General features: G+C 64.6%; 6 protein-coding genes. 3 read left to right on the plus strand and 3 right to left on the minus strand.

Translation table 11 applies throughout. The annotated features are described in order from the left end of the window. Nucleotides 1-42: 42 nt before the first annotated feature. A complete protein-coding gene (serA, locus tag KUG85_RS12685) occupies nt 43-1,641 on the plus strand; it encodes a phosphoglycerate dehydrogenase (protein ID WP_065817013.1) in 1,599 nt (532 codons plus the stop codon). Nucleotides 1,642-1,695: 54 nt separating this feature from the next. On the opposite strand, the gene KUG85_RS12690 is transcribed toward serA, so the two are convergent. Further along, nucleotides 1,696-2,589, minus strand: a complete 894-nt coding sequence (locus KUG85_RS12690; RefSeq protein WP_223005481.1) for a DMT family transporter — start codon at nt 2,587-2,589, stop codon at nt 1,696-1,698. A 308-nt stretch (nt 2,590-2,897) separates the two neighbouring features. Here KUG85_RS12690 and KUG85_RS12695 point away from each other — a divergent pair, with 308 nt between their 5' ends. Together KUG85_RS12695 and KUG85_RS12700 are read left to right on the plus strand one after the other, a co-directional pair. Next, a complete protein-coding gene (locus KUG85_RS12695; protein ID WP_255606390.1) occupies nt 2,898-4,250 on the plus strand; it encodes a sugar transferase in 1,353 nt (450 codons plus the stop codon). A 279-nt stretch (nt 4,251-4,529) separates the two neighbouring features. Next, the gene (locus KUG85_RS12700) at nt 4,530-5,453 is read left to right on the plus strand and encodes a sugar kinase (RefSeq protein WP_223005482.1); all 924 of its coding nucleotides are present in this window, start codon (nt 4,530-4,532) and stop codon (nt 5,451-5,453) included. A 1-nt stretch (nt 5,454) separates the two neighbouring features. Here KUG85_RS12700 and pbpC read toward each other — a convergent pair whose 3' ends face one another. Together pbpC and KUG85_RS12710 are read right to left on the minus strand one after the other, a co-directional pair. Next, the gene (gene pbpC, locus KUG85_RS12705) at nt 5,455-7,524 is read right to left on the minus strand and encodes a penicillin-binding protein 1C (RefSeq protein ID WP_223005839.1); all 2,070 of its coding nucleotides are present in this window, start codon (nt 7,522-7,524) and stop codon (nt 5,455-5,457) included. A 27-nt stretch (nt 7,525-7,551) separates the two neighbouring features. Beyond that, nucleotides 7,552-13,014, minus strand: a complete 5,463-nt coding sequence (locus KUG85_RS12710) for an alpha-2-macroglobulin family protein (RefSeq protein ID WP_255606391.1) — start codon at nt 13,012-13,014, stop codon at nt 7,552-7,554. Nucleotides 13,015-13,086 lie beyond the last annotated feature (72 nt).

Here is a 13,086-nt window from a genome sequence, read left to right on the forward strand (position 1 = left end):
GAGCCGCCTCCCCAATTCTATGCATTGAAACAGGAGGCCGCCATGGCGCCCCGCGTACTCGTATCCGACAAACTGTCGCCCACTGCCGTCGAAATCTTCAAGGATCGCGGCATCGAGGTGGATTATCTTCCCGAACTCGGCAAGGACAAGGAGAAGCTCCTCTCCGTCATCGACCAGTATGACGGCCTTGCCATCCGCTCGGCCACCAAGGTCACCGAAAAGCTGATCAACAATGCCACCAATCTGAAAGTGGTGGGGCGCGCCGGCATCGGCGTCGACAATGTCGACATTCCGGCCGCATCGCGCCGCGGCATCATCGTGATGAACACGCCTTTCGGCAATTCCATCACCACGGCCGAACACGCCATCGCCATGCTCTTTGCGGTTGCCCGCCAGATCCCGGAGGCCAACGCCTCCACGCATGACGGCAAGTGGGAAAAGAACCGCTTCATGGGCGTCGAGATCACCGGCAAGACGCTGGGCGTGATCGGCTGCGGCAATATCGGCTCCGTGGTCGCGATGCGCGCCATCGGCCTGAAGATGCATGTTGTGGCCTTCGACCCGTTCCTTTCGGCCGAGCGTGCCTCCGAACTGGGTGTCGAGAAAGTCGAGCTCGACGAGCTGTTCAAACGCGCCGATTTCATCACCCTGCACACACCGCTGACGGACAAGACGCGTGGCGTGATCGACAAGGATGCGATCGCCAAGATGAAGAAGGGCGTGCGCATCATCAACTGCGCCCGCGGCGGCCTTGTGGTCGAGGCCGATCTCGTGGAAGGCCTCAAATCCGGCAAGGTGGCCGGTGCGGGCATCGACGTGTTCGAGACGGAGCCGGCGACGGAGAACCCGCTCTTCAACATGCCCAACGTGGTCTGCACACCGCATCTGGGCGCGTCGACCAGCGAGGCGCAGGAGAACGTGGCCATCCAGGTGGCGGAGCAGATGGCGGACTATCTGACCAAGGGGGCTGTGACGAACGCGATCAACATGCCTTCGATCAGCGCCGAGGAAGCCCCGCGTCTGAAACCCTTCATCAAACTCGCGGAAGTGCTTGGCGCATTCGTCGGCCAGGTGACCGACGAGGCCATCGAGGAAGTGGAGATCCTGTTCGACGGCTCCACCACCGAGATGAACCGCCGCGCACTCATCAGCGCCGCCCTTGCCGGCCTGATCCGCCCGCAGGTGGCCGATGTCAACATGGTCTCGGCCCCGATCATGGCCAAGGAGCGCGGCATCATCCTGTCCGAGGTCAAGCGCGACAAGTCGGGCGTGTTCGACGGCTATATCAAGCTGACGGTGAAGACCTCCGAGAAGACGCGAACCATCGCCGGCACAGTGTTTTCCGATGGCAAGCCGCGCTTCATCCAGATCAAGGGCATCAATCTCGATGCCGAGGTCGGCCAGCACATGCTCTACACGACCAATTACGACGTGCCGGGCATTATCGGCCTGCTGGGCTCGATCTGCGCCAAGCACCAGGTCAACATCGCCAACTTCCAGCTCGGCCGCAACCGGCCGGGCGGCGATGCCATCGCCCTGCTTTACCTCGACGCGCCCTTCCCGCCGGAAGTCCTGCGCGAGCTGCGCGCAACCGACGTGATCCTCTCGGCCAAGCCATTGTCCTTCGACGTGGCGGCATAGGGGTCAAACAGTCTTTTCAGGAATGCGATGCCGGCGCCACGCGCCGGCATTTGCCTATCTGGACGCCAGTTTGCGCCCTCCATGTTCGGCCATCCATATCCCGCCCAGCACCATGAACAGCGCGACGGCGTGATAGGTGAAGAAGGCTTCACGCAGAATGACGATCGACAGAAGCGTTCCGAAGATCGGCACCAGATTGATGAACAGGCCGGCGCGGTTGCCGCCGATCAGCTCATTGCCGCGAATGTAGAGCGTTTGTGCGAAGATGGAGGGGAACAGCACAACGTAGAACACCACCATCCAGCCCTGAAAGTCGGGCACGATGAGCCGGTCCGTCGCGATCTCCCAGGCCACCAGAGGCAGGGACGCCAGAAGCGCAAAGAACGAGAGCACGAACATCAGGCTCAGCCAGTGAATGTTCGGCTTCAAACGCAGCCCGACCGTGTACCCCGCATAGAGCAGGACGGCGACAAGCATCAGCGCGTCGCCGAAGTTCACATCCAGGTCGAGAAGGCGGGAAAATTCGCCATGGCTGGCAACCAGAGCCACGCCGACCAGAGACAGAACGAAGCCGGCAATCTGCAGAAAACTCACGCGCTGGCGAAACAGGACAAAATTGGCGACGAAAATGACCATCGGCACCGCACCCTGCTCGATGGCGATGTTGATGGCCGAGGTAAACTGGGCGGAACTGTAGAAAACAGCGTTGAACCCGGTGAAACCGAGCGTGCCCAACGCCGCCAGCAACGGCAGTTTCGGCCGGATCGCCGGCCAGTCGCGCCGGAGATGCGGCCAGGCAAAGGCAGCGAGCAGCGCACAGCCGATGATCCAGCGAAGCGTTGTCAGCATCATCGGCGAAACGTGGCCGACAGCCAGCCGGCTGGCCACGGCATTGCCGCCCCAGAAGAGCGTGGTCAGGCAGAGAAAGACATAGGCTTGGCGGTGCATGGGTTCATAGTCAGAACAGCGACAGGTTCCGCCTGATAGAGCCTCGAACTGAAATCGTAAATGCCAACGTCATAAATCGACATTCAAACTGCTGCACAAATACGCTGGCGGATAGAACGGCGGGCGGGTGAACGTTTCCATGAATGAGCGAACCGGTCTAAGGTCGGTCGAATCGATGCATAACCGACGGCCTGCATCCGGGTTGTCTGTGGACATGCGAACAATCGTTGATTGCGCTTCCGGTTCCTGCATGGCAAAGCGCGGTCGTATGAGCTCTTACGTGCGGGCGAGAAGTAACGTTGAACGACGTGTCCAAACCAGCGGGCAAGGGTGACGGCCCCGCCAATCGCAGCGCCAGGCGCGTTCTGAAACGCAGCCCAGCCGAGCCCAGCCCCGACCTGGAGGACGTGCTCCAGCACGGCGCGTCTCTGCGCAAACGGCGCCTGCTGCGAAACCTGCGCCCCATGCTGCCGGAGATTCTGGCCGCCGGCGTTTTGCAGTGCATGGTCTATAGCGCTTTCATTCTCAATGCGTCGCGCAGCGACTGGAACAATCTGGCAATCGTCTGCTCGGTGCTGTTCGTTCTGCCCTTCGCCGTCGCGCTGGCCCTGCTTGGCTTTCGCAGGCAACGCAACACGTTTTCCATCGCGATCTTCGTCACCTTTGTGTGTTTCAACGTGGCTGTCGCGGTTCTGTCCGGCCTGCGCATTCCGGTGAGCTACTCGGCTCTGCTGACCGCCTATCCGATCGCCACGATCGCCATGATCGTCGCCAATCTGAGGCTTCACCGGTCTCTGGAGGACCGCGTTGCCCTGCTCGACTTCCCCCAGGCCGCCCAGGTTGCAGCGAGGCTCGCAGGCCATGTGGCCGTGATCAGCGACAAGACAGCGGATATCGGCGCCTATGACCGACTGCTGATCGACACCGGAACACACCACAATCCGGAATGGTCGGCCTTTCTGACAAAGGCCTACATGGTCGGGGTCGAAGTTACCCCCTGGTTCAACTTTCTCGAGCTGCGCGAAGGCCGCGTGGATGTGGGCGCGTTCGACGTTTCGCACCTCGCCTACACGCCGAGCCAGATCTACTATTCCAAGGCGAAACGCGCGCTTGATCTTATCGCCGTCATCGTCACGGCGCCGATCACCATCCCGCTGGGGTTTGCCGTCTGGCTCTATATCCGGACCCTCGATGGCGGACCGGCGATCTTCGTGCAGACCCGCCGGGGCTATGGCGGGCGCCCTTTCAACATGCTCAAGTTTCGAACCATGTATCATGGCAGGCAGGGTGGAGCGACGCGCACGAACGACGACCGGATCATCAAGGGATGCCGGCTGCTGCGCCGCCTGCGGCTGGATGAGCTTCCCCAGCTCATCAATATCTGGCGCGGAGAAATGAGCCTCGTGGGACCACGCCCCGTGGCCGAATACGTGGCGCAGGCGAGTGAGGCGGAAGAGCCAAAATTCATCCACCGCACCATGGTGCTGCCCGGCATTACCGGCTGGGCACAGGTGAACTCCGGCTATGCGGGCACAACCCAGGAAGAGATCAACAAACTTTCCTACGACCTCTATTACATCAAGCACCTGTCATTCGATCTCGACATGCTCATCATACTTTCAACGATCAGCACCGTCCTGTTCGGTCGCGGCGCCCGCTAGGGCATCGGACCGAAAAGTGGAATCCGGTTTTCGGATTGTTCCGATGCTCCATCAATGGTTTAGATCGTCCTTTGTGCGTCCGGATGGACGCACGGCGATCTAGAGTGTTTTGCAGTCAGGTGGAGTGGCGCAGCGTTTCCATGAAACGGTGAACCGCTCCAGGTCCTGAGGCCGGGCTCTCCACGCATGGTGAAAAATCTTCTCCCAAGAGACATTCACCATTGGCGCACAATCGCTTAAAGAGAAGCGCACGCTGCGCAAGGGGAGGAGAACACCGTCATGAGCCATCCGAAGATCATCTGCATGGGCGAACCGATGATTGAGTTCAACCAGGTGGACGACACGGGCCGCTATCTCTTCGGCTACGGCGGCGACACCTCCAACTGCGCCATCGCAGCCGCGCGCGCCGGCGCATCGGTCGGGTTCTTCACTGCGCTTGGCGCGGACGAGTTCGGCGACAGCCTGATGCAGCTCTGGGCGGATAATGGCGTAGACGCCAGCCAGGTCCTGCGCAATCCGGATGCCCATACGGGTGTCTACTTCGTCAGCCATGGCGAGAACGGCCATGTCTTCTCCTATCTGCGCAAGGGTTCGGCAGCGAGCCGCGTCGCCCCGCGCGACCTGCCCCGCAGCGCCATCGAGAACGCCGACATTCTGCACCTCTCGGGCATTTCCATGGCCATCAGCGCCGATGCGAGCGATGCGGTTCTCGAAGCGATCGACATTGCGCGGGATGCCGGGACAAAGGTTTCCTTCGACACCAATCTGCGCCTGAAGCTGTGGCCGCTCGAGCGCGCCCGCGCACTCACCGAAGCCGCCATGCGCAAGGCCGACATCGCGCTTCCCGGCCTGGAAGACGCCGAGCAACTGGTCGGCATCAGCGACCCGGACGCCATCGCGGATCATTATCTGGGTCTTGGCGCTGGCATCGTCGCGCTGACGCTCGGCAAGGATGGCTGCCTCGTCGCCACGCCGGACGAGAGTCGCCGTGTGCCCGGCATCAGGGTCAACGCCGTCGACGCCACAGGTGCGGGCGACACGTTCGATGGCAATTTCCTCGCCGAGCTCAATCGCCATGGCGACCCGTTCGAGGCAGCGCGCTACGCCAATGCGGCCGCCGCCCTTTCCACGCAGGGCTTTGGCGCAGTCGCCCCCATGCCCATGCGCGAAACGGTCTTGAAGGCGCTCGCGGAAGCCGCCTGATCTATTCCAGGAAAACATCCACGCTGGCGGAACGTCCGGCCGCGTCGATCACCGTCAGGGTCGATGCGCCCCCGCCATCCGGCACCCAGCTTGCCCTGCGCCGGCGATAGGCGTCCGGCAGCGGCTCGCCATTGGCCAGCCAGCGAAACGGCGCGCGCCCGCCATTGATCTTGAGCGCCAGCGGCATGACCCGCGCGCCACGCGCAAGCCCCACATCGATGCGCGCACCCTGCGGCGGGAACACGATTTCCGGCGCGGGCTCCACCGGCGCGCCGGCCCGGAACCCGCCACCCGAGACGGAGAACCGCCGCATGGGAAACGAAAGATCGGACGCGGCAAGCCGGATCGCGCCTGCCGGTGCAGGCGGGAATGGAACGATGCCCACGCCCGAGCGCGAAAACGCCTCGAACAGAATGGGGGCGGCGGCCAGATAGCCGGTCAGCCCCGGCACCGAGCCGCCATCGGGCCGCCCGGCCCACACGCCCAGCACATGCCGCCCGTCATAGCCCACCGACCACGCATCGCGGTAGCCATAGGACGTGCCCGTCTTGTAGGCGATGCCGAGGCGCGGCGCGTCTCTGGGCGGCGCGACACCGGACAGGATGTCGGCAACCTGCCATGTGGCCTGCGGCGTCAGCACGGAAGGAGGATGCGCGGCAATCTCTGCACCTTCCAGATAATGCAGCGGGCGCACCCGCCCCTGATTGGCGAGCCCGCCATAAAGCTGCACGAGCCCTTCGAGCGTCAGCCCTGCACCGCCAAGCCCGATGGCAAGACCCGGTGTTTCGCCGGGCGGCAGAGCGGGCGGCACACCGGCCTGCCGCATGCGCGCCACCAACCGCACCGGCCCCACCGCATCGAGCAGCCGGATCGCCGGCACGTTGAGAGACATCTGCAAGGCCGTGCGCACCGAAACGTCGCCCTGATAGGCCATGTCGAAATTGCGCGGACGATAGCCGGAGAAATTGCCGGGCCGGTCTTCGATCATGGTTTCCTGCATCACCAGCCCCTCCTCGAAGGCAAGGCCATAGATGAAGGGTTTGAGCGTGGAGCCCGGCGAACGCTCTGCCACGCTCATGTCGATCCAGCCGGCGCGTGTGGCGTTGAAATACCCCGCCGATCCGACCCGCGCGAGCACCGCGCCGGTCTGCGCATCCGCCAGCACCATCGCCACGGAAACGCGCGGCCCCAGCCCGCGCGCCGCTCTGGCGGCAACCTCCTCAAGGCCCGCCTGCGCACGCCGGCTGATGGTCAGGCGATGCACACGCTCGTCCGGCTCCGCCTGCACCACCGCATCGGCCAGATGCGCGGCATAGGCCGGCATGGGCAGACGCCGGCCCGCAAGCTTCGCCTCAGACGCGCGCGCGACCTCGCTTTCGATGATGACGCCAGCCCCCGCCATGCGCGCAAGCACGCGGTCGCGCGCGGCTTTTGCCATTTGCGGATGACGGTCGGGCCGGCGCGCTTCCGGCGATTGCGGCAGGGCGACCAGAAGAGCAGCCTCCTCCAGCCCCAGCCTGTGCGGCTCCTTGCCGAACCAGGCGAGGCTTGCCGCGCGCACCCCTTCAAGATTGCCGCCATAGGGCGCGAGCGTCAGATAGCGCTCCAGTATTTCCCGCTTGGAAAGCCTGCGCTCGATCTGAAGCGCCCGCGCGATCTGCCGGAACTTGGCGCTGAAGCTGCGCGCCTCGCGCGGCTCGATGAGGCGTGCAAGCTGCATCGACAGTGTTGAACCGCCCGAGACGATGCGCCCGTTCCACAAAAGCTGCAATGCGGCCCGGCCAAGCGCGCGCATGTCGACGCCCGGATGCGACCAGAAGCGCTTGTCCTCATAGGCGACCAGCATCTTGAGAAACTGCGGATCGAGCGTGTCGATATCCGCCGGCAGACGCCAGCGCCCGTCGGACGCCGCATAGGCCCGCAGCAGCGCGCCGTCACGGTCGAGCACCTCCACCGAAAGCGGGGCAGGATCCAGCGGCGGCGGATAGGCCGAGTCCAGCCGGTTGAGCGTCACCGCCCCGCCAATGGCGAGCAGGGCCGCAAGGCCAGCGGCCATGGCGACCCGGCGCATATGTCGACGCGTTTTCATCGCCGCCGCCTACTGCCCCACGATCTCCATGAAGCCCGTGGCCGTGCGGGCGGAGAATTGCGGACGGTACATGTCTTCCACGCTCGCCGCCGGATGCGTGTAGACGCCCGGCGTCACCGCACGCACCACATAGGCGAGCCTGAAATTGCCGCCCCCACTGCGGTCGAAGGCGGCGATGAAGCGGTCGTCGCGGAACTCGGTGTGAACCGCATCCGTCTGACCAAGCCACTCGAAATTCGCCAGATCCGCACTGCCAACAAGGCGCGGATTGTCGATCTCGAAGCCCGCCGGCAACAGGTCGGAGACCAGCACGCGTGAAGGCCAAGCGTTCTGTTCCATCATCTCCAGCACCACGACATAGCGCTCGTTCTGGCGTGCGTCGGAGACATTCGCCTCTTCACCGTCAAGCGTGTAGTAGCGCCGCTCGATGGTGAAGCCCTCGCCGCCCGCCGGCAGCGGCTGCTGCGGCGCTGCCACCACCGTCATCACCGCATCGACCGGCTCATCACCCCGATTGGCCACCGTCAGTGGCGCTGCCTCAATCTCCAGTCCCGACAGCCGCCGCGAGAATGCGCCCTGATGCGCATTGCCGTCCACGGTCAGGCGCAGATCGTCGCTCGACTGGCTCAGCGCGCGGGCTGCAAGCAGCATCCACGCCTCGTCCTGTGTGCTCATGTAACGCGTGTCACCGCGCACATCGGCCACCAGATCGATCATCTGCGGCACCAGCGCCGGTTCGGGCCGGCTTTCTGCCGCCAGCGCCAGCATCGCCGCGCCATCGCGCAGACGCGACCCGTAATCGGAGCGTGCCGTGTAGCGCCCGCTCATGCCCTGAGCGAGACGGAAGGCGGAGGCAAAGCCCCGTTCCGCACGTCCCGCATCGCCATAGAGCGCGAGACCTGCGGCAAGCTGCGCGCGCGCCAGCGGCGTGGAGAACTCATCGAGCCGCGTGTCGAGATAGTAGCGCAGATCGCCGGCCGAAGCCTTGCGGTTGCGCGCCAGCACATAGAGCGCATACGCGATCTCGCTGCCGCGCGAGGAGACATCCGTGTCATAGGCGAGCGTGTTCTGAAGGTTCTGCAGCGCCTGGCCCATCGCCGCCTCGGGCACGGCAAAGCCCTGCTCGCCAGCGCGGGTGAGGAAGTCCGTCACATAGGCGTCGAGCCACAGATCGCCCGATCCCGGTCCCCAGAGACCGAAACCGCCGGACGAAGACTGTGCGGCAAGCACGCTGGTGATGGCGTCCTCGATGCGCCCCTTGAGCGCCGGGTCATCTTCCAGTCCGGCGGCCTTTGAAAGCTCGCTCACATAGAGCAGCGGCAGCGCGCGGCTGGTGGTCTGCTCCGTGCAGCCATAGGGGTAGCGGTCGAGCGACATCAGCAGAGCCGGAATGTCGAACCCGTCGGCCCGCGAAATGTTGAGGCTCACCGACGCGTTTTCGGCAAAGCTGTCTTCCAGAAGCGCGCCGTCCAGAGTGACACTGCCGCCATTGGCCGCAAGCGTGACCACACTACGGGTGGCAACCGGCATCACGCCGGGCCGCACCGGCAGGGGCACGCTTTTCTCCACGGCAAGCCCGCTCTCATGCGCAAGCGCCACCGTCAGCGCACCCTCGCCCGTCTGGTTGGTCGCCGAGATGGGCACGGAGAGCGTGGCCTTGCCGCCCGCCTCAAGCGTCACCGTATCGGAGAGCGACCGCAGATCGGCGCTGACCGGTCCCTCGGCCATCACCGTGAGGCGATAGTCGCCGGCAGGGCCATCCGTGTTGGCGATTTCAAGCAGAAGCCGCGCCTCGTCGCCCGGCGCCAGGAAGCGCGGAAGGCTGGTGGTCAGCACAACCGGATCGCGGATGATCACGTCCTGCTGCGCGCTGCCCACACCCTTCTTCGACCAGGCGACCGCCATGATGCGGGCCGTGCCGTTGAACTGCGGAATGTCGAAGGAGACCTCTGCCTTCCCGTCATCGTCCACCTTCACGATACCGGAAAAGAAGGCGAGCAGCTTCTGTGTCGGCGCGCTGCCGGTGGCCGCCATGCCGCCGCCATCGCCGCCTGTGCGCAGCCGGCCCATCGCGCCGAGCGAACCATCGATCAGCCGCCCGTAAATGTCGCGCATTTCGATGCCCAGCATGCGCTGGCCGAAGTACCAGGCGTCCGGCTCTGGCGGCTCGTAGCGCGTGAGGTTGAGAATGCCCACATCAACTGCCGCGACGCTCACATAGGCTTCTTCGCCCGGTGCCAGCCCGCCAACGCTGACGGGGATGGAAAGGCTCTCATCGGGACGCGCCTGTTCCTCAACGCCGAGTTCAACCGAAAGATCGCGCGCACCCGGATCGACCTTGAGCCAGCGCACGCCGATGGCGCGCATGGGCAGGCGATTTTCGGCATCGTCGCCGGGGCGGAACAGCGTTGCGGTCACATAGGCCCCGGCCCCAAGTGCATCGGTCACCGGAATGTCCACGGTCGCGCCGGCTTCCGGCACTTTTGCGGTGAAGGTTTCGATGAGGCTCTCAGAGCCCACCGTCACCAGAACCTCGCCGGCAAAGCGTGGCGAAATCTTCAGCTTCGCCGTCTCGCCCACCGCATAGGCGTCGCGGTCGAGCGCCACTTCCAGCCCGTCCGGCGTTTCGGTGGAACCGGCCTCCACATACCAGCCGGAATCGAACGCCGCGCTGGTGATCGGCCCGCCCGCATCCGGGCTTTCCACCTCAAGGCGATAGCGCCCCCAGTCCACGGAAACGCCAATCTGCGGCTCGCTGTCGGCCTTCGCATCCACCGTTCCCTCGCGCACGAGGCTCGTCGTGGTGATCGGCTCATAGTTCCAGGAACCGCCATCGCGATACCACTGATAGTGTCGCTCCACCTTCAGCAGTTTCCATTCGAGGCCGTCCATGGCGATGCGCTCGCCCTTCGGATCGACCGCGATCATGCGGAAATTCGCCGTCGCTCCCTCGGCAACGCGCCCGCCGGTGAATTCCGGCTTCAGGCCGATCATCGCGCTTTCCGGCTCGATATCGATCTCCAGCGCACGCTCCACCGCGCGGCCACCGGCCTCGCGCATGCGCACGCTCACCTGCGCTTTCAGGAGACGCGTGGTCGAAGGCGCGCCATCGAGCGCCACCGGGAACTGCGCCTGCCCCTCCGCATCGGTCTCGGGCAGGCCGGGCAGGGAGACACGCAGCGCCTCCACATCTTCCTCGTCATCGAGGCCAAAGACATAGCCGGGGAAGGCTTTCCATTCGCGCGTCGGCGCGACCGTCAGTTCGCCTTCAAGCGCAAGCCCCGCTGCCGGTGCGCCATAGAGATAGCGGCCATCGACGGTCACATCCGTCACACCGCCGACCGGCACGGCCTCATCCGCGCTCGCAAGCGCGAACTCGGTGCGGTCGGGCACGAAATCCTCGACCAGAAAATTTTTCTCGGCCAGCGCCGGCTTTTTCGGATCGGCATAAATGCCGAGCACCCAGGTGCCGCGCATCGCGCTTCCGGGCAGATCAAGCGCCACCGCATGACCGCCAAGCGCCGCGCCATCGGAAACGACGCGCCGGTCCTCCACACCGTCGGGACGGCGGAAGATGAAGGTCAGCGGCAGATCCTCCACCGCATCCGAAGCGGGATTGCGCGTGAGCGCGCTCGCATGCACCGTCTCGCCGGCGCGATAGATGCCGCGCTCCGTCCACGCGAACACGTCGAGCGGTCCGGGCGAAGGACGCCCCGCCACGCCGCGATCCGAAAGATCGAAGCCCGCGCGCGTCATGTCGAGGAAGACGAAATCCTCAGTCCCGTTTTCAGCGATGATCGCCGCCGGCGCGAGACCGGAAGAGCCGCGCGCCAGACCGGGATCGAAGCGCGCATGGCCATCGCCATCGGTCTCCGCCTCGCCAAGCACCTCATTGTTGCGGGCCACAAGCCTGAGCTTCAGCCCCTCCAGCGGCTTCGCGCTCGCCAGCGAGCGCGCGAAGACCGAAAGCCCGTCCTCGCCGGCAAAGGTGGAAAGCCCGATATCGGAGACAAGGAACCACTGCGTGGCGCGGTTGTCCCAGCTTTGGCTGGTGTCGCCTTCCGGCACCGCCGTCATCATGTAGACGCCGGGCCTACGCTCCGGCACCGCCTCATCGATGGGGATGCTGGTGACGACATCCTTGTTCAGTTCCGCCTTGATCTCAATGGCACCCTCGAAGACCGGCGCTCCCATGTCATCGCCAACCTCATTGGCCCCATATTCATTGAGCTGGCGCAGAAACTGCCCCTTGCTCAACAGCTGCGCCAGAGCGCGTTCACCGACGCGATAGACGGAGAGTTTCGCACTGTCGGCATTGACCGAAACGAACGGTATGCCCCGGCGCGCCGAGGACGGCAGCACGAAATTTTCGCCGGTAAAGCGCAGCGAAGGCGCGCGGTCCCGCACGTAGATTTCGAGCGGCACCGGCTCGGCAATCACCTCGCCAATGGCCGCCGGCAGGCCCTGCCGGATGACGATGCGATACTGCTCGCCATGCTTCAGGCCGCTGACGCAAAGCTCCTTGTCGCTGCGATCGACGGCGAAGGAGCGCAGATTGTCGACGGTCACGAGCTGGGCATAGTCGACGCCGCTCTTCACCAGTTCCTCGGAAAACTGCACGCAGGCGCGCGGCGTGGCGCTGTCGGAATCGACCGAATGGTCGATCACCCGGAACCCCTTGCGGCGCTTGAGGTCGGCATAGGCCTCCTGCACATCGCGCGCGGCCCTGAGCGCAAGGCTCGCCTCATAGGCGCTGAGCGCGGGGCGGAACAGGTTGCGCCGCTCAAGAGCCGGCGCAAGAACGGCCAGCGCCTCGGCACGGTCATCCGTGCTGCGCGACAGATTGTAGGCATTGATCGCAGCGCCGGTGCCGGCGCGCTGAAGCCGATACAGGTTCATGTCACCCACGGGCTGCGAGGCGGTCGCGGCACGCGCAAGTTCCAACCAAAGGCCCACATTCTGCGGCTCCATTACGAGCGCGGTTGAAAACGCCTGCATGGCATTGAACGGATCACCATTTGCCAGCGCCTGCCCGCCCGCCGCACTCAGTTGAACAAACCCTGCATTCTCGGGACGCACCGCGCGCAGTATCTCGGCGCGATACTCGCCAGCCTCGCGCTGGATGTGCTCGGGCACGAAGCGGAGCGCAGGCGGCGCTCCGATATCGGGTGCTTCTCCACCGGCCACAACCTTGCCGGCCACCGCGCCGTCAAACGCATTGAGGCGATTGAAGTCCGACTTCAGAAAGCACCATTGCGCGCTGGTGTTGTAGGTGAAGGCCCGGCACTGCGGATCGGCAAGGCACACCGCCTTGCACTGGTCGAGCGTCACATCCTTCTCGGTGCGCAGGTCGAAGCCGAAATAATCGGCATTCTCGCTTACCACGATCCGGCGCGCATCCTGCGCGGCAGCCATTGCTGCAAACCCGAGAAGAAAAACGAAAAACAGGGAGAGTCCGCGTGCCGCAAGCATGGCAATCCTCCAGGCGCTGCCGATATCGTCCCATTGTTATTGGGGCAGCTTTGCAAAAGCCAGTCAACAGGC

Source organism: Nitratireductor rhodophyticola (genome assembly GCF_019891355.1).
GTDB classification, from domain to species: Bacteria; Pseudomonadota; Alphaproteobacteria; order Rhizobiales; family Rhizobiaceae; genus Nitratireductor; species Nitratireductor rhodophyticola.

Coding starts and splice junctions, on each gene's coding strand:
- serA (WP_065817013.1), top strand. CDS start 43: ATGGCGCCCCGCGTACTCGTATCCGACAAACTGTCGCCCACTGCCGTC.
- KUG85_RS12690 (WP_223005481.1), bottom strand. CDS start 2,589: ATGCACCGCCAAGCCTATGTCTTTCTCTGCCTGACCACGCTCTTCTGG.
- KUG85_RS12700 (WP_223005482.1), top strand. CDS start 4,530: ATGAGCCATCCGAAGATCATCTGCATGGGCGAACCGATGATTGAGTTC.
- pbpC (WP_223005839.1), bottom strand. CDS start 7,524: ATGCGCCGGGTCGCCATGGCCGCTGGCCTTGCGGCCCTGCTCGCCATT.
- KUG85_RS12710 (WP_255606391.1), bottom strand. CDS start 13,014: ATGCTTGCGGCACGCGGACTCTCCCTGTTTTTCGTTTTTCTTCTCGGG.